Here is a 21008-nt window from a genome sequence, read left to right on the forward strand (position 1 = left end):
ATGTGGCGTTTTTTTACTGAGACAAGTCTTGGTTTATTTCCTGTGCTAATTGCTTTAACGATTCGCGCATAGTTGCTACAGATTGCTCATAACCGGATGCTGGTAAGCTATTTTTAATCAGGAAGTTACGTCGTAAGCTTGAGTCATCTTTTAGTTGATAAGTCCCTGACAAAATCACGTCACCTTGTTGGGTCGGATAAAAGTGTTCCACAGAAACTTCAAGGTTGGTGCAGGTTTCGCAGCTGCTAACAAAGCTGTAATTATTACTGGCTTGATTTAGATCTGCCATCAATACTCTGCGAATGGTGTTGGACATATCATCTGCCCAACTGTGGTAATTTGCCACTATTAGTTTATGATTAGCATCGCGCATAACCAAATTAGTTTGATCCAAATAGTTCGGCACAGACACATCTGATAACTTGATCAAAGTCTGTCCCGGCGAAGGATCGATGGCTACGGGTGTAGAGTCTAATAAGTAATAATTCATTGCGGGCGGACTACTCGAGCAAGCCGAAAGCAAGATTAATAAACTACAAAAGGTCATAATGTATTTCATGTTATTTCTCCTTAGCTTGCGGCTCTGGATCAGCACCCTGCTGCCCACCGAAAATTAATGAGTTAGGTTTATTACTCAAGCTTTTTAACAACGGTTGCAAATCTTGCATGGTTTCTTGTAGCTGGCTCATGGTTTTTTCAAGCTCTTTATAAGCAGCAGAGTTAGGCTGAAATCCCTGCAACGTTTTTTGCAATTCAACTAACGATTGATCTAAGTTTTGAGGTAACTGCTTAATACTTTGCTGTTGTAATAATGAAGTCAACTCTTGCAGCGCTTTATCCATGCTAAGTAGAGCTTGGTCGGCCGAACCTAGAGCCTTGTTAGCACCTCCAACCGTTTTATCCAGCGGCAACTCATTGAATTTGTCGAGCAAACTGCTAACTTTTATCGCAATTTTTCCAAGACCACCGGACACTGTAGGTATCACGTGGTAAGGCCCATAGTTTTCAAGATTTTCCGCAGGGTTGCCAGTATAGTCTAAACTTATTCGCAAGCTTCCTAACAACAGATTAGCACTTTCGATACTGGCCACTAAGCCACTTTTGATGAAACCTTTAAACTCTTCATTAAATTTATCAAGGGTTTCCCTATTATTGGTTCCGGTTATTCGCCCAGGCTCAATTTTGATGATCACAATAATTTCCGAGGCATTTTGTTTCCCAGCAATTTTTGTCTTTTCATCGTATTTTAAATAAGGGGTTTTGACCGTACCAATTCGAATGCCCCGATACTCAACTGGCGCTCCGGCATACAAGCCGCCAACCGAATCCTCAACCAACAAAGCATACTCTAAATATTCATATTCTCGATCTTCATAAATACTATTTTCATCAGGATAAAGTATAAAGTCTTTTGGTTCCGTTAGCTTCGTTCCTAGAGACAAGTCCGTAGGCACATCAAACTGAATTCCGCCTGCAAGCAAAGACTCCACAGAAGGCATATTCACTTTCAAGCCTTTTATGGTTGTTTCTACTGACAAGCCACCAACGTTCCAGAAAAAGGTATTAGTTGTAACCAATTCGTCATAAGGTTTGTTGATAAAAATATCGTAAACCGTTTGTCGTTTTTTAACGTCAAATTTCGAACTTTCCACCTTTCCCACAGTAAAGCCACGATATAAAACAGGACTGCCCCGATTTACTGGCTTGCCATCTTTTGATAACAACCGAAGATGCATTCCTTCACTATTGGCCAACGTAATTGGCGGCTCTTCAAGCCCGACAAACTCATCTTGAAATTGATCCGAAATGCCTGGCGATAGTTCAATGAAAGCTCCTGAAAGCAATGTTCCCAAGCCACTAACACCGTCTTTGCCAACTCGCGGCTTAACTACCCAAAAGTTAGTGTCTTGGCGCAGAAAGTCTTTCATATCTTTGTCAATTTCAACTTGAATCACCACCTTGCTGCGGTCTTCATTGAAATTGACTTTTTTAACTGTACCAATATCTACATTACGGGTTTTAACTTTGGTTTTGCCAGCTTCAATACTATCGGCGGTTAAAAAAGCAATTTCGATATCGACGCCTTTTTGCTGGAAATAATTCCAGATCATGCCAAGACCAAGTAGCAAAGCAACAATAGGCACAATCCAAATTTTGGAGACCTTCGCTTTTTTCTTTACATTAGGTTTGCTGCCGCTCAAGTTATCACTCATAACTACTCCAACTTATCCCATATCAATCGAGTATCGAAACTGTGTGCTGCTACCATGGTGACCATCACCACCCCCGCGAATAAAAATGCAGCTATGCCAGCATGAATCGTCATTAAATTTCCCACCTGCACCAGAGCCACCATCAAAGCCACAACGAAAACATCGATCATTGACCACTTGCCAATAAACTCCGTAACCCGATACATTTTGGTCAGCTCTTGGTATTTTAACTTTTCCTTTTTACTCACGTTGTAACACAACCAAAATAAAGCGGCTATTTTTGCAATAGGAATAAACACACTGGCAATAAAAATCACCGATGCCACAAAATAAGACTTAAGTTGCAAAAAGATAATCACACCTCCAATAATGGTCGAATAGGTTTTATCACCTACCACATTGGTGACCATAATAGGAAAGGTATTGGCCGGAATATAAAGCAAAATCGAGGTGATTAACAAAGCTATGGTGGTCTGAACCGAATTTGGTGTCCGCAGGTGCAGGTGGCTACCGCAGCGCGAACAATGCCCTTTTTCAACAGCATCCAATTTGCCGCAGTCATGGCAAGCCGCTAAACCGTAATGAGCCGCGGAGTCACTTGGATATTCGGGACGCTTATTGAAAGACTTATCCATACCCACCCGTTTGCGACAATGTTAAGTTACGATCCCACACCCATCGCCATAATTTTTGCTTATCCACCAGACCCAAAATATAGGTGAAAAAAATCACAAAGGCGACGTAAGCCCAAAAAGATATACCCATGGTTATGTGAGCCAATGACACTAGCTTGATTAAGCTCACCAATACTCCAATCAAAAATACCTCGGCCATAGTCCAAGGGAGGAGCCAACCGATAAAACGACCAATGAGAACTGGCGGCTCGCGTTTAATCGAGAATTTAAGAGGGACTAGCAAAGTGAGTAGCAGAATTAAATAAACTGCCGGAAGCAACATAATAAAACAAATAATTAGAATCGCTAACAGGTAGTAGCCGCCATAAAAAAGCTCGGTTGAAGCTTGCGCTAAGGTGATACTCCTTACTTGGCCACCCGCATCCATCGACATAAAAGGAAAAAAATTAGCAATGGTCAAAGCGATCAAAGCAGCAAGGGATAAAGCTATGGTGTAATCTTCCGGATTAGCATGGCCATTAGCAATCTTATGCTGGCAACGAGGACAGCTATAAGACTGCTTCTGCTTAAAATCTGCAGGCAGATCGATTAACAGATCACACTCATGGCAAGCGATTATTTCAGCCATTACTATTATCCTTAATTGGCATCCTTGATATTCGCAAAAATCACAAAGCAAGAGTCTAGATTAATGCAAATATCATAGCCTTAAAATTGCTATGTATAAGATAATACAACAATTTTTTTAAATTCACATTATTATTGATAGAAATTTTGAAGTGCTAGAGTGTTAAGAAAAACACCCAATTAAGAAACTTACCTGACAGGCTTATCGCCTTATAAGAATTTTTTAAGCAAAAAAAAGCCGCATCATTTGATGCGGCTTTTTCAACAATTCTTAAACTAATCTAACGATTAAAGCTTAACAACGTTTGCAGCTTGAGCGCCTTTAGGGCCTTGCTCGATTTCGAACTGAACTTTTTCACCTTCGTTCAAGCTCTTGAAACCGTCACCTTGAATCGCACGGAAGTGTACAAACACATCTTCGCCTTGCTCTTGCTCGATGAAACCAAAACCTTTTGAGTCGTTAAACCATTTAACAGTACCAGTGATTGCTGACATAATTATATCTCCAAGCGTAATGCTTATTTAAACTGTTGCCAAAGTCGGCATATTTTACTGAACACTAATGACACTACTATTACGATATTAAGGCGTGCTACTAACTTTGGGCAAACCGTTTCACAAAGCGAAACTGGCGTGTCTTACTAGTACCGTCGAACTTTAAAATCTTACATAGCTGTTGCATTAACCAGCACCATGCACGATACAGTATTTACATAAAAAGTAAAGAAAATAACGCCCAAAATTCAACAATTTAGCTAAAATTCCTAATACTTCTCATCGGATGTCAGGATTATTAACGCAACCATTAGCTTTAGCGCGCAGGCTTGAGCAACAGGATTAGTTTTTGTAAGCTTGAACTAAGCAATTTAACCCATTGAGTGATATTTTTATGGCTAAAGCCAACAAAACCCAGCCCACAAACGCCAGTGTCGAAGACTTTTTAACGTCCGTTGAACATAAAAAGCGGCGTGAAGACGGCCTTAGAATGCTCGAAATCATGACTGAAATCACTGGCGAAAAAGCCGTTATGTGGGGCGATTCTATCGTTGGTTTCGGTAGCTACCCCTACAAAACCAAGTCTGGCTGCGCTGGTAATTGGTTTTATACGGGCTTTTCGCCACGCAAACAAAACCTAACTCTATACATTATGGATGGCTTTAAAAAGCGCCCAGAACTGCTTGATAAACTTGGTAAATGTAAAACCAGTGTGGCTTGTCTGTATATCAACAAACTGGAAGACGTGGATGAAAAAGTTCTGCGCCAAGTGATCAAGGAATCCGCCGACTACGTCAAAGAAAATCAGTCCGGGTGTTAAGACTCCTCGGCAGCTAGTCTGACAATTTCTATAAAGCCGATTGAATTTAGCTATCGTTATAATTAATCCTATGGCTTGGGTTTATTTTTAGCTTGCAAGCCCCTACAATCTAGCCATCAAATTTATTAGATATTTTGTTCGGAGATCACTATGAGCGAAGCACGTCATATTCGTTGCTTAATTTTGGGTTCTGGCCCAGCGGGCTATAGCGCTGCGGTGTATGCAGCACGCGCTAACCTTGAGCCGGTAGTTATTACTGGCATGCAGCAAGGCGGCCAGCTAACCACCACCACCGACGTAGACAACTGGCCTGGCGATCATGAAGGCGTTCAAGGGCCAGACTTGATGGTCAGAATGCAAAAACATGCCGAGCGCTTTGGCACCGAAATGATCTTTGACCATATCCATACCGTGGATTTAAAGCAAAAACCCTACACCTTGACGGGCGATGCTGGTACTTACACCTGCGATGCCTTGATCATCTGTACCGGTGCTTCGGCAAAATACCTTGGTTTACCTTCGGAAGAAGCTTTTATGGGCAAGGGCGTTTCTGCTTGTGCTACTTGCGATGGGTTCTTCTATCGCAATCAAAAAGTTGCCGTGGTAGGCGGCGGTAATACCGCAGTGGAAGAAGCTTTGTATCTATCGAACATTGCCAGCGAAGTTCACCTGATCCACCGTCGTGATGAGTTCCGCTCAGAAAAGATCTTAGAAGATAAACTGCGTGACAAAGCCAAAAATGGCAATGTAACGCTACACTTATTCCGCACTTTAGAAGAAGTGGTGGGTGATGATATGGGCGTAACGGGTATTCGGATTAAAAACGTCCAAGATAACTCAATTGAAGAGCTGGAACTGCAAGGCTGCTTTATTGCCATTGGCCATAAGCCAAATACCGACATTTTCCAAGGCCAATTGGAGATGAAAGACGGCTATATCATAGTTAACTCCGGCTTGAAGGGCAATGCAACTGCCACCAGTGTGGAAGGCGTGTTCGCCGCCGGCGATGTTTCTGATCACGTCTACCGCCAAGCCATTACTTCCGCTGGCACAGGCTGTATGGCCGCGCTTGATGCCGAGAAGTATTTGGATCAATAAAACTTTCAGTGTTCTTGAAAAGGCTGTTTTTACAGCCTTTTTTATTGAAGGCAATACTTTCTTGGCTAAACCGCCTATACTGCACTTTGATTCCAGTGACTCAGCCGAAAAACTTACTATGAGCTCATCCAACTTTACCCAACTCAAGCTTCACACCGCTTTACAAGAGAATCTATTAAGCTTGGGCTTTAGCCAAATGACGCCGATCCAAGCACAAAGTTTGCCGCTAATCATTAACGGCAAAGATGTGATTGGTCAGGCAAAAACCGGCTCTGGCAAAACCGCCGCTTTTGGTCTGGGTCTTTTACAAAAGCTGGATGTAAAAAACTTTAATCTACAATCCTTAGTGCTCTGCCCTACGCGCGAATTAGCCGAACAAGTAGCCGAAGAAATTCGTAGTTTAGCCAGAAAGATGGCCAACGTTAAGGTGATCGTGGTTTGCGGCGGTATTCCAAAAAAAATACAAACCGCGGCATTAGCAAAGGGTGTGCATATCGTTGTCGGTACACCAGGGCGCGTGGAAGAGCACCTTGATGCAGGCACCATGAAACTGGATGCGCTTACTACATTAGTGCTGGATGAAGCCGATAGAATGCTCGATATGGGCTTTCAACCCTCGATTGACGCCATTATCAACTTTGCACCGAAAAAACGCCAAACTCTGCTGTTTAGCGCCATCTACCCCCAAGAAATCGAATCGATTGCGCAACGAGTGATGCAAAAACCTGAGTTGATTCAAATCGACTCGAGCGATGATCAACCAAGTATAGAACAGCATTTTTATAAAGTTCAGGATGATAGCCAGCGCTTAACGGCTACTAGATTGATCTTGTTAGCACAGCGTCCCGACTCAAGCATGATTTTTTGTAACACTAAAAAAGAAGTCAAAGCCGTTGCCGGCGAACTAAAACGTTTTGGTTTTAGCGTTCTGGCGCTACATGGCGATCTCGATCAGATTGAGCGCGATCAAGCCTTGATCCAGTTTGCCAATAAAAGTACTTCCGTTTTAGTGGCTACCGACGTTGCCGGGCGCGGTTTGGATATTGATGCTTTGGATCTGGTCATTAACTATCATACTGCCAGTGATCCAGAAACTCACCTTCATCGGATTGGTCGTACTGGGCGTGCTGGTAATCAAGGTATCGCTTGTTCCTTATTTTCTGATAAGGAGCGCTATAAAATTAGCCGCCTTGCTGAATACCTAGAGTTTAAAATTGAAGCAGAAAACCTGCCGGACTTAGCGCTTTTAAAACAGCCTGGTTTTAAAGCACCAATGGCAACTCTGCAGATCAGCGGTGGTAAGAAAAATAAGATCCGGCCAGGCGATATTGTCGGCGCTTTGACTCAAAGCCTTGATATTACTGGTGATGATATTGGTAAAATAAAAGTTGCTGCTAACTGGTCTTATGTTGCGGTTAGTCGAAAGCTGGTAGATAGCGCTTTTCGGATCCTAACCGATGAAAAAATTAAAGGGCGTAAATACCGGATCAAGCGGATCAGCTAATCCGTCCTATTTTCTCAACAAGCTAGCTGATCAGCAAAGTGGGATCGATGGCGTAAAAATAATCTGCAGCATTTATCAAGGACTGGGCCGTTAAAGATTCGACCGCATACACTTCAGAAATCACTTTCGAGTCTTGGCGAATGGTTTTAAGTAGCAGCTCAAAATCTCCATCACCTGATAATAAAATCACTCTATCGACTTGTTTCTGCATTACCGCTTTTAGCATATCAATGGTGATCCCAACGTCCCAATCGCCTTTGGCCGAGCCATCGCTTCTTTGGATAAAAGGCTTTAGCTTGATCTCAAAACCAATATGCTTGAGCGCATCTTGGAACTTGATCTGACTATCTTGATTGGAGTGAATCGCATAAGCATTGGCTAAAACAATTTCGCCCTGCTGGGCAATTTTTTGATAAAAATCGCGGTAATTAAAAGGACGGCCAAAGGCGTCGCGACTGGTGTAATAAATATTTTGCACATCAACAAAAATGCCTATACGCTTATTTTTTGATGTCATCATTTTGATTTTTTACTCGCCTTATTACTCTTTGCCCAAACGGAATCCGCCTTGGCATTTCGACCTATCACTTTGGATTTATTCTTAACCAGTTTTCCCTTGCTTTTAGCTTTTGCTTTTAAGTTTGTTTTTCCCTTGGCTTGATGACTCTTAGCCGCCGGCTGGGTTTGATTGTTTTGCTGGGCTTTGGTGTTTTTCGGTTTTTTCGGCTTCTTGACCTTTTTGGGTCTAATCGGTTTTGATGCCGGCACTTCATGGCTTGGTTCAAAGCCACCAACGTATTCACGCTCAATATGCTTTTGAATCAGTTGCTCAATGGCTTCTAGTTGCTTGATTTCGTCTGCTGCTACCAAAGAAACCGCCTGCCCTTGCGCTCCGGCTCTACCTGTTCTGCCTATCCTATGCACATAATCTTCAGCGACATTTGGTAAATCAAAATTCACCACTTGCGGGAGCTGGTTAATATCAATTCCGCGCGCAGCAATGTCCGTTGCCACTAACACTTGGATCTTATTGCTTTTAAAGTCGGCCAAAGCTTTGGTTCTAGCACCCTGACTTTTATTACCATGAATAGCTAGCGCCTTAATTTTAGCCGCATTGAGTTGTTTTACCAGCTTATTAGCACCATGTTTGGTGCGTACAAAAACTAGCACCTGATGCCAACGATGCTCTGTGATCAGTTCAATCAACAACCCTGATTTTTGTTTTTTATCGACCGGATGGAACCATTGCTTAACGCTCTTGGCTGCGGCATTAGGCGGACTAACTGAAACTTCAACAGGATTATTGACAATAGTTTTGGCTAAGGCCCGGATCTCATCGGAAAAAGTCGCAGAAAACATCAAGTTTTGCCTTGTGGCTGGCAAAACCTTAAGAATACGTTTTATATCGTGAATAAAACCCATATCAAGCATTCGATCGGCTTCATCCAGCACCAGAATTTCCAGCTGATCAAACTTGACCGTATTTTGCTGATGCAAATCCAACAAGCGACCTGGAGTTGCCACCAAAATATCAACACCTTTGCGCAATCGCATCATTTGCGGATTAATTTTTACGCCACCAAACACCACCAGTGAACTCAAGGATAGGCTTTTGCCATAGGTTTCAACACTTTTACCTACTTGCGCCGCTAATTCACGGGTGGGCGCTAAAATTAATGCGCGCGCACAATTGGATTTTGCTTTTTTACCTTTGGAGAGTAATTGCAAAATGGGCAAGGTAAAACCCGCCGTTTTGCCAGTTCCGGTTTGTGCTGCGGCTAACAAATCACGACCGTTCAAAACTTCAGGAATGGCTTTTAACTGAATCGGCGAAGGCTTGTCATAGCCCTGCTGCATAACCGTTTGCAACAACTCAGGGATCAAGCCTGTGGCTTTAAAACTCATGGCATTTCTCTAATAATTAAGCAAAATAAACCGAGGCAAAGCCTCACAATGGCGCCAGCTTACCCTAGCGTCATAGTCAAAGCCAGATAAGTTCTGATATTATCAACCAGTGAAGCACTTAAAACCTATTCCGATCCAGCCATGAGTCAATCCATATATTTATTAGACTCAGATCCAATTTTCCCTTCGGCGCACTTTGCCCAGCAAGAGCCGAATGGGCTGTTAGCTATTGGTGGCGATTTATCTAGCCCAAGGTTACTTGAAGCCTATCGTAACGGCATATTCCCTTGGTACTGCGAAGGGGAACCGATTCTTTGGTGGTCGCCCAATCCGCGCTGTGTGTTTAACCTCACCGACGATTATCCTATTCACATTTCTAAGTCGCTAAAGCGCCACTTAAAAAAAAGCCACTATCGAATCCTTATCAATCAGGATTTTAAAAAGGTCATCGCTAGCTGCTCAAAGCCCCGTCCTAAGCAGGCAGAAACTTGGATTTTACCCGAAATGCAACGAGCTTATATTGAGCTTAACCGTCAAGGCTATGCTCATTCGGTGGAAGTCTACGATGAGACTGACGCCTTAATTGGCGGTCTTTATGGGGTCAGCCTTGGCAAGTTTTTCTTCGGTGAGTCCATGTTTAGTGCAAAGCCAGATGCCTCTAAAATTGCTTTAGCACATCTTAGCTACTATCTAAAAAAAGCTGGTTTTGTTTTAATCGACTGTCAAGTTCCTAACGATCATCTGTACTCACTTGGGGCGGTTGATATTGGCCGCGACAATTTTTTAGCCTTACTCCAAAAGTACCGAGACTGGCAACAACCAGCAGATTTGTTTAAAGTTGCTAAAGAGCTTACGGATTGGCAATAGCTGTTAACTCTTACACTAAACCTGTTATCAATTTGCTGTAAGTTAACGAGTATGACCGACAAACAAAAACCGACCCAACATATCAAACTTTACGCAGGACCAACCCATGCTTGCGGTTATTTGGACGATCAATCTTCGGTTTCAGTTTTTGCTGATCCTAGTTTGGACTTTGATAATCTACTCTATTCCGAGCTCAGTCGACTAGGCTTTCGTCGTAGCGGCAACCACGTTTACCGCCCGCAATGTGCCAGCTGCAGCGCTTGTTGGGCTTATCGAGTGCTAGTCGATAAATTCCAGCCAAGCAAAAGCCAAAAACGAATTCTTAAAGCCAACCAAGAGCTAGAACTCTACATTGTACCAGCCCAAGCACTCAGTAAAGATTATCAGCTGTATGAGCAATACATCAATCATCGACATCAAGATGGTGATATGTATCCGCCCTCTTTTCAACAATACGAAGAATTTTTATTTTCCGATTGGTGCGAGTCTTTGCTGGTTAAGGCGCTCGATGGGCAAGGACAATGCCATGCCATTATGGCTTTGGATATTTTAGACGATGGCCTGTCCGCAGTGTACTCTTTCTTCGCGCCACAAAGTCCTTATAAAAGCCTTGGTACCTATTTGATCCTGAAAACTATAGAAATTTGTGCCGCGCAAAATTTACCCTATTGCTATCTAGGTTATTACATCAAAGACTGCCAAAAAATGAACTACAAAGGCCAATACTTACCAGCCGAAGTTTACCGCCAAAACCGTTGGCAATCCTATTAACTCTAGAGCAAAAGCTTCCTTTGAATTTAGCCAAAACTTCCCCTAGAAGCCAAATAACCGCTAAATCCTTGCCAATTCAGCCCTTATTCAGCTATTTTGGCTAAAATACTTTGCGATTATTGGTCAAATAGTGCATTATACGCGCGTTTTTTGAACACATAGTCAGTCTCAAGTAAGAGACACATGTTTGGCAACAAAGGTATAAAATTTATATGGCAAAAGAAGATGTAATTGAGTTAGAAGGCAAGGTGCTGGAAACTCTACCCAACACCATGTTTCGAGTTGAACTTGAAAATGGTCATGTGGTCACAGCGCATATCTCTGGAAAAATGCGCAAAAACTATATTCGTATTTTAACTGGCGATACGGTCACGGTTGAAATCAGTCCTTACGATCTGTCTAAAGGTAGAATTACCTTCCGCGCTCGTTAAAATCTTCTGCTATTGATGAAATCCTAAGGTTAAGACCAACCCTTAGCATCATCATTTAAAAAGGCGCACAAGGCGCCTTTTTTTGTTGCTTCATGTATAAATACATTAGATATCGCTTTGTGTACCTGCGGGTAATTTCTCACGATGCGGTTCAATGCGAATATCCAAGTTACCGTTTTGAACGCTAATATAAACATCACCGCCTTGGATCAAATCACCAAACAACAGCTCATTCGCCAGCGGTTTACGGATTGAATCGCTGATCACCCGCTCCATTGGCCTTGCGCCCATCCGAATGTCATAACCCAGATCGGCTAGATGCTGTCTTGCTTGATCATTTACATGTAGGTTCACTTGCTTCTCATCCAGCTGCCCTTGCAATTCGGTTAAGAATTTATCGACAATTGACAAGATAACTTTCGGTGGTAGCGCTTTAAACCATACAATAGAGTCCAAGCGGTTTCTAAATTCCGGTGAGAAAGTTCGGTTAATCGCTTCGACATTATCGCGCGAATAATCTTCTTGACCTTTAAAGCCCATATTGGCCTTAGAAAGTTCCTGCGCACCAGCGTTGGAAGTCATCACCAAAACCACATTTCTAAAATCGGCTTTACGACCATTGTTATCGGTTAAAGTACCGTTATCCATAACCTGCAATAGAAGATTAAATACGTCCGGATGAGCCTTTTCAATCTCGTCTAGCAACAACACCGCATGTGGATTTTTGTTAATCGCCTCGGTTAGCAAACCGCCCTGATCATAACCAACATAGCCCGGCGGCGCGCCAATTAAACGCGATACCGTGTGTCGCTCCATATATTCGGACATATCAAACCGGATCAGCTCCACGCCCATCAAACCCGCTAATTGCTTAGTCACCTCTGTTTTACCCACCCCAGTAGGGCCGGCAAATAAGAAGGAACCGACAGGCTTATTTTCTTGGCCTAAACCAGCCCGCGATAATTTGATCGCCTCAGATAAGGTCTCGATAGCTTGATCTTGACCAAAAACCACCATTTTCAAATTACGCTCAAGGTTTTTCAGCAACTCTTTATCAGAAGTGGATACCGTCTTTTCAGGAATACGCGCAACTTTCGCCACTACCTGTTCGATCTCGTAAGCACTGATCACCGACTTGCGCTCCGCTTCGGGCACCACTCGTTGCCTTGCACCAGCTTCATCAATCAAGTCAATCGCTTTATCCGGGAGTTGACGATCGGTAATGTATTTAGCGCTCAGTTCAGCGGCAGCTTTTAAGGCCGCTGCTTGATATTTAACACCATGATGCTTTTCGTAACGTTCTTGCAAGCCTTCCAAGATTTGAATGGTTTCACTCACCGTAGGCTCTTTAATATCAATTTTTTGGAAACGCCGTGCCAGCGCATGATCCTTTTCGAAAATACCGCGATACTCTTGATAAGTAGTGGAACCAATGCAACGTAAGTCACCATTGGCAAGTACTGGCTTAATCAAATTCGAGGCGTCCATCGAGCCGCCTGAAGCTGCGCCTGCGCCAATAATGGTATGGATTTCATCGATAAATAAAATCACATTGGTTTCTTTTTTAAGCTGCGCCAAGACCGCTTTTAAACGTTTTTCAAAATCGCCTCGATACTTGGTTCCAGCCAATAAAACGCCTAAATCTAAGCTGTAAACCACCGCATCGGCAATCACTTCCGGTACATCTTCATCAACGATACGTTTAGCCAAACCTTCAGCAATTGCGGTTTTTCCAACACCTGCTTCACCTACCAGCAGAGGGTTGTTTTTACGGCGGCGACTTAATATTTGAACGACTCTTTCAACTTCGTAAGCACGGCCAATCAAAGGATCAATTTTACCGTCGCTAGCCAATTGATTAAGGTTTATCGCATATTGATCGAGCGGTCTGGCCTCTTCAACTGGCTCCGCGTCTTCACTGGCTTCGTTATCATGGCCCAACTGCAAATCATCTTCATTTTTACCCACGCCATGAGAAATATAGTTCACCACATCAAGCCGCGAAATATCTTGCTTCGAGAGCAAAAATACGGCCTGGCTTTCCGGTTCACTGAACATTGCCACCAAAACATTAGCGCCAGTAACAGACTCGCGGCCTGAAGATTGAACATGGAACACGGCTCTTTGTAGAACCCGCTGGAAACCTATGGTCGGCTGAATTTCAAAATCACTCTCTTCTTCAGAAAATAAAGGCGTAGTTTTGTCCACAAAAGATTCTAAATCACTGCGCAAGTTGCCCACATTGGCATCGCAAGCTTTAAGTACCTCAATGGCATCTTTATTATCCAATAAGGCCAACATCAGGTGTTCAATGGTAATGAATTCATGACGCTTTTCACGCGCCTTATGAAAGGCTTTATTTAAGGATTGTTCTAACTCTTTATCTAACATTCGTCACCTCAGATTGCTTTAGGTGCTAGTAAGCACTGCACAAACCGTCTTTCTTCTAACCTTCAGGCTCCATAACACACATCAACGGATGCTCATGGGCTCTAGAAAACTCATTCACCTGCACGACCTTGGTTTCGGCAATATCCGGCGTAAAAATGCCGCAAATGCCTTTGCCATCATGATGAACCTGTAACATCACCCGCGTCGCAGCTTCTTCGTGCAGGGCGAAGAATTTACGCAAAACTTCCACCACAAAATCCATCGGCGTATAGTCGTCATTTAACAATATGACTTTATACATTGGCGGTTGTTTCACTTCCGGCTTGGTTTCTGCAACCGCTAAACCGTGATCCCGCTCCTGTTCAAAATTATCGTTCTGGCTCATTGATAAATACTAAAGCAATTTCTTAAGTCTATTATGACGTTAAAGTGGGGGTAAAGTGAAGGACTTCAAGGCAACAATCGACCAAGGGTAAAAAGCAGCCGACCAGTGAAATCGGGGATTGTCTAACAACTTCTGCCGTCGAATATTTTTACACCAGATGCTTACTGACTACATAAAAGCTTAATATCGTGCTAGTATTGGCTAAGCTATTGATAACCATAGCAATAAAAAAGGAGTGGTGAAACCAATACCAACTCCTAGCTAGAGAGCTTTGCGCATAAAACAATGAACTTTAACCCAGCAAATTGAAGCGGGTTTAGGGAGCTTATGTGCGCCATGATAATAAATGCTTATGCGATTGACCGCATACGTTTTAAAAATAACCAAGGCTACTAGCGGTGAAGCTTAAACGGAATAACTGGCAAAACTTTGTAAAGGAACTCAAGCGCCGCAAAGTCGTTCAAGTTCTCATTGCTTACATTGCGTTTTCCTGGCTTGTGATCCAGGTCGCAGATGTTTTGGCTGATGCTTTTGAAACGCCCAATTGGGTCTTAAAAGCCCTCTTCATTACTCTCGTCGCTGGTTTTCCAGTAACTGGTATCATCTCTTGGATATTCGATTACACCGGTCACGGCTTTGAAAAAACCAAAGAATTACCCCATCCCAGTGCCTTAGACATCAAAGCCATCCCAATTATTTTTCATGGCAGTTTTGCCAAGGATATTTCGCCCGAAGTTCGCAAAGAAAAATTTAAAGACTATGTCTTATGGTCGGACGATTATTATGCTCAAAAACATGAAATTTATGAGCGTGAGTTTTTGATCTTATTCAAAAACTCAATTGATGCCCTACGCTACGCCATCAAAATTCAAAACCACTCCTTATCCTTAAAGTCGCCTTTAAAAATTTCGGTAATCGAAGCACCAAAAGATTTTTCCAAAAATTTTTCAGAGTCCGAAGAAATTATTCGCGCTCGAACCATAGCAGTAGATTCGCAAGCTGGCGCTATCATTACCACCAAAACGGTCACCAAGGCCATTAAAAATCGAGGGATAGAAAGTGTAGAAAAAGCGTTTCACCCGCTCGAGTCACATCAAAGCGCCATCGAACAAGAAGAATACATCATCGATCCTGAACAAATTCACCGAGTCAACCAAGCGCTAAACGAATACTCAGATACTATCCTGTATCCAAAAACGCCGTTAGTATTAAAACTGGCTGCGCTGGTGTTTTTAACGGTGATTGCTGCAGTTATGTGGCGATTTATTCCAAGCCTAGAATCAAAATCCAATGCTACTATCGCAATACTGCCCTTCAGTAACACTAGCGCTGATAAAGCACATCAAAGTTTCGTAAGCGGCTTAAGTGAAGACATTTTTAATAACATTGCGCAAATCCCTGAAATAAATGTAATTTCTAGACGCTCATCGCAAGCCTTAGAAAACAGTAATTTGCCATTGAAAGAAATAGGTGAGCTGCTAAACGCCAACTGGATTCTTGAAGGTAGCATTAATCGTGTGGATGAACGGGTTCGAGTCTCTATGTGGATTTCCGATAGCGATAACGGCCATGAGTTGTGGAACCAAGTCTTTAACTTGAGTGTTAACGATTTATTAGTTGGCAATCGAACCATTTTAAAATCACTGGCAAATTTTTTGGAACAGCCGATTGACGCAGTCGCCATTACTAAAGTTGGTGATAATCCCAATAAAGAGCTTTATCCAAAGTACCTACAAGCCAAAGGGCTATTAAAGCAGCCACCAACTATGGAGCGACTAAAAGCCATTGAAGCTATTTTCAACCAAATCCTAGAACAGCAAACCGACTTTTTGCCCGCCATGGCAGGGCTTTGCCGAACTTATTTATTAATGTATGCAGAGAATCACGAGCTTAGCTTTTTTGAGCAAGCTGAAAATCAATGCACTAAAACCTACCGCAAACAAGAAACTAACGTTGATATTTTAATTGCTCTCACCAAGTTGCATATTTTAAAAGGCAATTTGCAAGAAGCCGAGCGATTTATTCAAACCGCTCAATCTATAAACCCCAGCGACGTTGAAGTGATCTATAACCAATCGCAACTTGAATCAGCCAAAGGTAATACTGAAGAAGCTAAAACTAAACTCGAACAAGCTATATTGATCGAGCCTGGTTATTGGCAGCTGTGGAGAAGTCTAGGAATTGCTCATCTTCAAGATGGCGAATGGGATCTTGCCGTAAAAAAATTTAATAAAGTAATTACGCTATTACCTGACGAAAGGGATGGCTACGATAATTTAGGTGCAGCATTTTTCTTCAAGGGTCAGTTTGATGACGCTGCTGCTGCTTATGAGCAATCATTAAGTATTAACCGAAGTGGTGCAGCCTTATCCAATATTGCAACCATGTGGTTTTACCATGGCGACTATATCAAAGCTTCTAACTACTATTTGCAAGCAATACAAATAACTCCTAAGGATTATCGTTTATGGCTAAATCTAGCCGATACTAAAGCACAAACTCCTGAGTACCTAGCAGAAGCTAGGTCCCATTATCTGCATGCTCTCGATTTAATTAAGGATAGACTAGGTCTAATACCTAATGATGTAGAAGCTAGGGTTATTGCCTCTTGGTGCTATGCTCAACTTGAAGACACTAAACAAGCACAGAACTATATAGATAGCACTTTAAGCCTAAACTTTGAAGATCCCAATACACTTTATATGCTCGCAAAAAGCTATGCTCGGATTGGGCAAATCGATAAGGGAAAAGCAGCATTACAGGAATCCATAAAGCTTGGATTTCCCGAAGTAGTAATAACTTCATCACCTATCATTCAAACCCTAAATCTATACCCTTAAATTTATAGATAAACGCATGGAAATTTAAAAGGAGATATATTATGCCGATAACAAAAGTTATTAAGATTGATATTAAAGACATTAATGGAGTCAAAATTCCGGTCCTCAAGGATCCTAACGACAAGGTAATTGATATAGATAATGACGGAGAGGTTCAGTGGGAACTTGTTGATTCTAGAAGCAATGCCAAGATCACAATTAAATCCACGAAATCGTTTGATGGTAGGCCTGGGGGAAAAAAAGAAAAAGAGGGTAACGGAAAAGTTAGAGAAAAATTTAAAGGCGCAAAGAATAAAGATCGTATGGTACCTTACGATATCATCGTTAAAGGCTGCGATGCCCCGCTCGATCCAGTAATTATTATTAAAAAAAATCCGCCTTTTTTCCCAGTTATTTTCAAAAATCCTGCCGTAGCCATTGCCATGGGATTCTTTGCAGGATTATTAGTCGGCCTAATGCTTGGCTAGCGCTTTAGGCGTTAGTAGCCAATCCAGGCGGCCATAACACTCTTCCAACTGTTGCCAAGATGGAATTTTTAAATTCAGTCTGGCTACGGCAGCAGTTGGAAATTTTACATGAGCGCCCATAGCAAGCTCAGCGATCAAACTTGAGCACATGGGTTCATGCGCCACCAACATTAGTTTATTAATGGCATCACTGGTGCTTTTTATCAGTGCAATAGCTTCCTCAGTAGTCGCCAAATAGAGCTGACGACTACTTTTTAATTGGCTATTCCAATTTCCTTCGGCCATAGCAATTTCGATGGTATTTAGGGTTCTTTTAGCACTAGAACTAATCACCAACTCAGGAAGTTGCTCGATTACCGCTAAATGTTTTCCTATCAAGCTGGCCGCATTAACTCCTCGCTCAGCCAAAGGGCGATCAAAATCACGATTAAAGTTGCTGTTCCAATCGGATTTTCCATGGCGCATGATATACAGTTTTTTTGCAGTCATAATAGCTCTCCCATCATTATTAGCACATCATAACTAGGTTTAATGCCTGCTGCATGACATAAATAATAAGCTTTTATGACATCAATACCAATTGACACTTGAAGTTAAAAGTAATATTTACCATACTCTTAACTCAACTTGGTCAAGCCAAAAAACTATAATAATGACTGAACAAATTCTTGGCGTTGCGATTCCTTTTTTTATTCTATTTATCTTGGTCGAAGCCGCCTACTCACTTTGGAAGAAAAAAGATTTCTATCGCGTTAACGATGCGGTTTCGAGTTTAAGCTGTGGTTCGGTGACTATTCTGGTTGAAGTTTTTAGTAAAATACCTTGGATATTATTGTATATCTATCTTTTCAAAAATTTTTCCATTGTCCAATTTCCCATCAGCTCGATAGCTGCTTGGATAATCTTTTTTATGTTCAACGATTTTCTTTATTATTGGGCACATCGCTTAAGTCATGAAATTAATTTTCTTTGGAGTGGCCACCTGCCTCACCATCAAAGCGAAGAGTACAACCTAACGACCGCGCTGCGACAAGGTGCTTTGCAAGGAACCATTGTATTTCCGATATACTTACCCATGGCTATTCTAGGCTGCCCGATTGAAATGTATTTGGTACTGGCAGTTGTTAATAAACTCTATCAATTTTGGATCCATACCCGCACTATCGACAAGGTCCCTTTAATCGAAGGGATTCTTAATACCCCTTCAGCTCATCGTGTACACCACGCTGTTAACCAAGCTTATGTGGATCGTAATTATGGCGGAACCTTTATGGTTTTTGACAAGTGGTTTGGAACTTGGGTCGAAGAAGATAAGGCTAATCCGGCGGTTTATGGCGTGCGTAAGCCCTATCGTAGCTTTAATCCAATCAAAGCACACATAGACTGGTGGATTCGGCTTGGTAAAGATGCTTATCATACCAAAAGCTGGAAAGATAAAATCAAGCTCTGGTTTATGCCCACTGGCTGGCGCCCTAAAGACGTCTCAAACTCACATCCTTGGGACACTTTCGATCTTGCCAGCTTCGAAAAGTATGACCCTAAAGTTTCAAGCAGACGCCAGTGGTTGTCACTCACCTTGTACGCCATCATCGCCATCAGCATCCCTACTGTTCTAAACCTAAAGGGGCAGCTCTTGATCTGGCAACATGCTTTAATCGTGCTAGCTTATTTGCTACTGATATACCTAGCAAATCGACTCAACTATTAATCGTATCACCAGTAAAACTATTTAAAACTTGCCACAAAAGCAGGCAGCTTTTGTGCTATTCTATTTTTATCCTTGAATTAAATTTTTGAGCATGAGCAAAGTATCCATTTTTTCTCCCAGCGGCCAATACTCTAAGATACCTCTTTATTCAGGTAAGGTATCGGCAGGCTTTCCTGGCGTAGTCGATGAGCATATGGAAGATACTTTAAGTCTGGATCAATTGTTGATTAAACACCCAGCGACCACCTTTTTTGCACAGGTTGAAGGCGACTCCATGGTCGATGCTGGTATTTTTCAAAATGATATTTTAGTGATCGACCGCTCACTGCACGCTCAAGATGGCGATATTGTGGTCGCCTTATTGGATAATGAATTTACCGTAAAACGCCTAAAAACTAGTGGCAAATTACGCTTACAGGCTGAAAACTCAGCATATCCAGATATCATCATTACAGGCGAAAACCAGCTGACCATTTGGGGCGTGGTTACCGGCTTAGCCAGAAGCTTTAAGTAGCGCTTTTAAATACTATGCCTAACATCTTAGCAAAACCACAGATCAGCTACGCTTTATGTGACGTTAATAGTTTCTACGTTTCTTGTGAACGGATTTTTCGGCCAGATCTCGCAAAAAAGCCAGTTATTGTATTAAGCAACAATGACGGCTGTATTATCTCTATGTCCGACGAAGCTAAAGCTTTGGGGATTGGAATGGCGGTCCCTTACCATCAAGCCAAGGATATTATAGAGCGGCATCAAGTCACCACTTTCTCTTCGAATTATGGGCTTTATGGCGATATTTCTAACCGTTTTAACGCTGTGCTTGGTGATTATTGTGACCTGGTAGCACCCTATTCGGTTGACGAGTCTTTTCTACGCTTTGATGGCTTTCAAGAAGACTTAACCAAACGCTGCCTACACATTAAGCAAGAGCTTAAGCGCTCCCTTTCCCTACCCGTTTGTATTGGTTTGGGCCCGACCAAAACTCTTGCCAAAGTCGCTAACCATTACGCAAAAAAACACAAGCAATCGAGCAATGGGGTCGTCGATTTGCATTGCTCGAATCAGCGCCAATGGATCTTGCAGCAGATACCCGTTCGTAAAATCTGGGGAATAGGCAGCCGCCTTGCCATAAAACTGAATCATCAAAATATCCGTACCGCTTGGGATCTGCATAATGCAGACTTTAAAGTTTTGCAGCGAATATTTTCGGTCAATATGGAACGGATGGTATTAGAACTTCGCGGGCAGGCGTGTCTTAACTTTGAACAGCTACCACAACCCAAAAAATCAATTCTAAACTCACGCTCTTTCGGCAAGCGAATCACGGCTTATTCTGATCTTAAAGAAGCCTTAAGTTATCATGCCACCCGTTGTAGCGAAAAATTAAGGGCTCAAAACTCCTTAGCAACAGCCATTACTTTATTTTTATATGCTAAGAAAAACCATCAAGCTCGAAGCTACCATCACCATCCTCAAATAACGGTGCGCTTTCCAGCAGCGACTGACGATACAGGGCTGTTTGTGCAGGCAGTTGAAAAAGGTTTGCGGCGACTTTACCAGGAAGGCACTTATTATAAAAAAGCAGGCATATTACTAACTGGATTAACTGATAAGCAAGGCCATCAATCAGATCTTTTTGTTGGTTTAGCGCAGCGCCCAGAGTTAATGCAGAGCATCGATAGCATTAACTCTCGCTTTGGCAAAGACGCAGTGAAATTCGCTAGCTTAGGAGTCAGCGCAAACTGGGCTATGCGTGCCAATTCCTTCTCCGCTCGCTACACCAGCCGTTGGCAGGATATTTTGCAAATAACGGCTCGCTAATTCTCACAAATTAGCCCTATAAAAAAAGCT

Annotated in this window: 21 protein-coding genes; 11 read left to right on the top strand and 10 right to left on the bottom strand. The window is 42.4% G+C overall.

From position 1 onward, the window contains the following. Window positions 1–13: 13 nt before the first annotated feature. The 5 genes from NFS34_RS11435 to NFS34_RS11455 form a co-directional block, all read right to left on the bottom strand. Window positions 14–559 (bottom strand): membrane integrity-associated transporter subunit PqiC, encoded by a 546-nt coding sequence (locus NFS34_RS11435; RefSeq protein ID WP_251360207.1) that lies wholly within the window; start codon window positions 557–559, stop codon window positions 14–16. A 1-nt stretch (window position 560) separates the two neighbouring features. Then, window positions 561–2213 (bottom strand): intermembrane transport protein PqiB, encoded by a 1653-nt coding sequence (gene pqiB / locus NFS34_RS11440; protein WP_251360209.1) that lies wholly within the window; start codon window positions 2211–2213, stop codon window positions 561–563. Window positions 2214–2215: 2 nt separating this feature from the next. Then, on the bottom strand, window positions 2216–2848 hold the full coding sequence (locus NFS34_RS11445; protein ID WP_251360211.1) for a paraquat-inducible protein A: 633 nt from the start codon (window positions 2846–2848) through the stop codon (window positions 2216–2218). Beyond that, a complete protein-coding gene (locus tag NFS34_RS11450; RefSeq protein ID WP_251360213.1) occupies window positions 2841–3476 on the bottom strand; it encodes a paraquat-inducible protein A in 636 nt (211 codons plus the stop codon). The genes NFS34_RS11445 and NFS34_RS11450 overlap by 8 nt, the downstream gene beginning before the upstream one ends. 287 nt (window positions 3477–3763) lie before the next feature. Beyond that, complete coding sequence (locus NFS34_RS11455) at window positions 3764–3970, bottom strand: cold-shock protein (protein WP_251360215.1); 207 nt, start codon at window positions 3968–3970, stop codon at window positions 3764–3766. Between the two features lie 379 nt (window positions 3971–4349). On the opposite strand from NFS34_RS11455, the gene NFS34_RS11460 reads away from it, so the two are divergent. The 3 genes from NFS34_RS11460 (at window position 4350) to dbpA (ending at window position 7392) form a co-directional block, all read left to right on the top strand. Next, complete coding sequence (locus NFS34_RS11460) at window positions 4350–4790, top strand: DUF1801 domain-containing protein (RefSeq protein ID WP_251360217.1); 441 nt, start codon at window positions 4350–4352, stop codon at window positions 4788–4790. A 150-nt stretch (window positions 4791–4940) separates the two neighbouring features. Continuing rightward, window positions 4941–5888, top strand: coding sequence for a thioredoxin-disulfide reductase (gene trxB / locus NFS34_RS11465; protein ID WP_251360219.1), 948 nt, complete (start codon window positions 4941–4943; stop codon window positions 5886–5888). A gap of 118 nt (window positions 5889–6006) precedes the next feature. Further along, window positions 6007–7392 carry an ATP-dependent RNA helicase DbpA gene (gene dbpA, locus NFS34_RS11470; protein WP_376707987.1) on the top strand — a complete coding sequence of 462 codons (1386 nt, stop codon included), beginning with the start codon at window positions 6007–6009 and terminating at the stop codon, window positions 7390–7392. A 22-nt stretch (window positions 7393–7414) separates the two neighbouring features. Here the strand turns inward: dbpA and NFS34_RS11475 are convergent, their stop codons facing one another. Continuing rightward, window positions 7415–7912: an NYN domain-containing protein gene (locus tag NFS34_RS11475; protein WP_251360224.1), complete on the bottom strand. Its 498-nt coding sequence runs from the start codon at window positions 7910–7912 to the stop codon at window positions 7415–7417. After that, window positions 7909–9297, bottom strand: a complete 1389-nt coding sequence (locus NFS34_RS11480; protein WP_251360226.1) for a DEAD/DEAH box helicase — start codon at window positions 9295–9297, stop codon at window positions 7909–7911. The genes NFS34_RS11475 and NFS34_RS11480 overlap by 4 nt, the downstream gene beginning before the upstream one ends. A 141-nt stretch (window positions 9298–9438) precedes the next feature. Here NFS34_RS11480 and aat point away from each other — a divergent pair, with 141 nt between their 5' ends. The 3 genes from aat (at window position 9439) to infA (ending at window position 11366) form a co-directional block, all read left to right on the top strand. Beyond that, entirely contained in the window at window positions 9439–10164 is a 726-nt protein-coding gene (aat, locus tag NFS34_RS11485) for a leucyl/phenylalanyl-tRNA--protein transferase (protein WP_251360228.1), read from the top strand. 51 nt (window positions 10165–10215) lie between these two features. After that, a complete protein-coding gene (locus tag NFS34_RS11490) occupies window positions 10216–10935 on the top strand; it encodes an arginyltransferase (RefSeq protein WP_251360230.1) in 720 nt (239 codons plus the stop codon). A gap of 212 nt (window positions 10936–11147) precedes the next feature. After that, window positions 11148–11366, top strand: coding sequence for a translation initiation factor IF-1 (gene infA / locus NFS34_RS11495; protein WP_251360232.1), 219 nt, complete (start codon window positions 11148–11150; stop codon window positions 11364–11366). Window positions 11367–11471: 105 nt separating this feature from the next. On the opposite strand, the gene clpA is transcribed toward infA, so the two are convergent. Together clpA and clpS are read right to left on the bottom strand one after the other, a co-directional pair. Further along, complete coding sequence (gene clpA, locus NFS34_RS11500; RefSeq protein ID WP_251360234.1) at window positions 11472–13757, bottom strand: ATP-dependent Clp protease ATP-binding subunit ClpA; 2286 nt, start codon at window positions 13755–13757, stop codon at window positions 11472–11474. Between the two features lie 55 nt (window positions 13758–13812). Next, window positions 13813–14142: an ATP-dependent Clp protease adapter ClpS gene (gene clpS / locus NFS34_RS11505; RefSeq protein WP_251360236.1), complete on the bottom strand. Its 330-nt coding sequence runs from the start codon at window positions 14140–14142 to the stop codon at window positions 13813–13815. A 497-nt stretch (window positions 14143–14639) separates the two neighbouring features. Here clpS and NFS34_RS11510 point away from each other — a divergent pair, with 497 nt between their 5' ends. Then, window positions 14640–16982 carry a tetratricopeptide repeat protein gene (locus NFS34_RS11510; RefSeq protein WP_251360238.1) on the top strand — a complete coding sequence of 781 codons (2343 nt, stop codon included), beginning with the start codon at window positions 14640–14642 and terminating at the stop codon, window positions 16980–16982. 41 nt (window positions 16983–17023) lie between these two features. Then, window positions 17024–17449, top strand: coding sequence for a hypothetical protein (locus NFS34_RS11515; RefSeq protein ID WP_251360240.1), 426 nt, complete (start codon window positions 17024–17026; stop codon window positions 17447–17449). Here NFS34_RS11515 and NFS34_RS11520 read toward each other — a convergent pair. Beyond that, a complete protein-coding gene (locus NFS34_RS11520; protein WP_251360243.1) occupies window positions 17435–17938 on the bottom strand; it encodes a histidine phosphatase family protein in 504 nt (167 codons plus the stop codon). The genes NFS34_RS11515 and NFS34_RS11520 overlap by 15 nt on opposite strands. Before the next feature lie 163 nt (window positions 17939–18101). Here NFS34_RS11520 and NFS34_RS11525 point away from each other — a divergent pair, with 163 nt between their 5' ends. The 3 genes from NFS34_RS11525 (at window position 18102) to NFS34_RS11535 (ending at window position 20978) form a co-directional block, all read left to right on the top strand. Then, window positions 18102–19157 carry a sterol desaturase family protein gene (locus NFS34_RS11525; protein WP_251360245.1) on the top strand — a complete coding sequence of 352 codons (1056 nt, stop codon included), beginning with the start codon at window positions 18102–18104 and terminating at the stop codon, window positions 19155–19157. A 91-nt stretch (window positions 19158–19248) separates the two neighbouring features. After that, window positions 19249–19671: a LexA family transcriptional regulator gene (locus tag NFS34_RS11530; protein WP_251360247.1), complete on the top strand. Its 423-nt coding sequence runs from the start codon at window positions 19249–19251 to the stop codon at window positions 19669–19671. A 14-nt stretch (window positions 19672–19685) separates the two neighbouring features. Then, complete coding sequence (locus NFS34_RS11535) at window positions 19686–20978, top strand: Y-family DNA polymerase (protein WP_251360249.1); 1293 nt, start codon at window positions 19686–19688, stop codon at window positions 20976–20978. The last annotated feature ends 30 nt before the right edge of the window (window positions 20979–21008 follow it).

Origin of the sequence: Kangiella sp. TOML190 (genome assembly GCF_023706045.1) — a bacterium.
Lineage (GTDB): Bacteria > Pseudomonadota > Gammaproteobacteria > Enterobacterales > Kangiellaceae > Kangiella.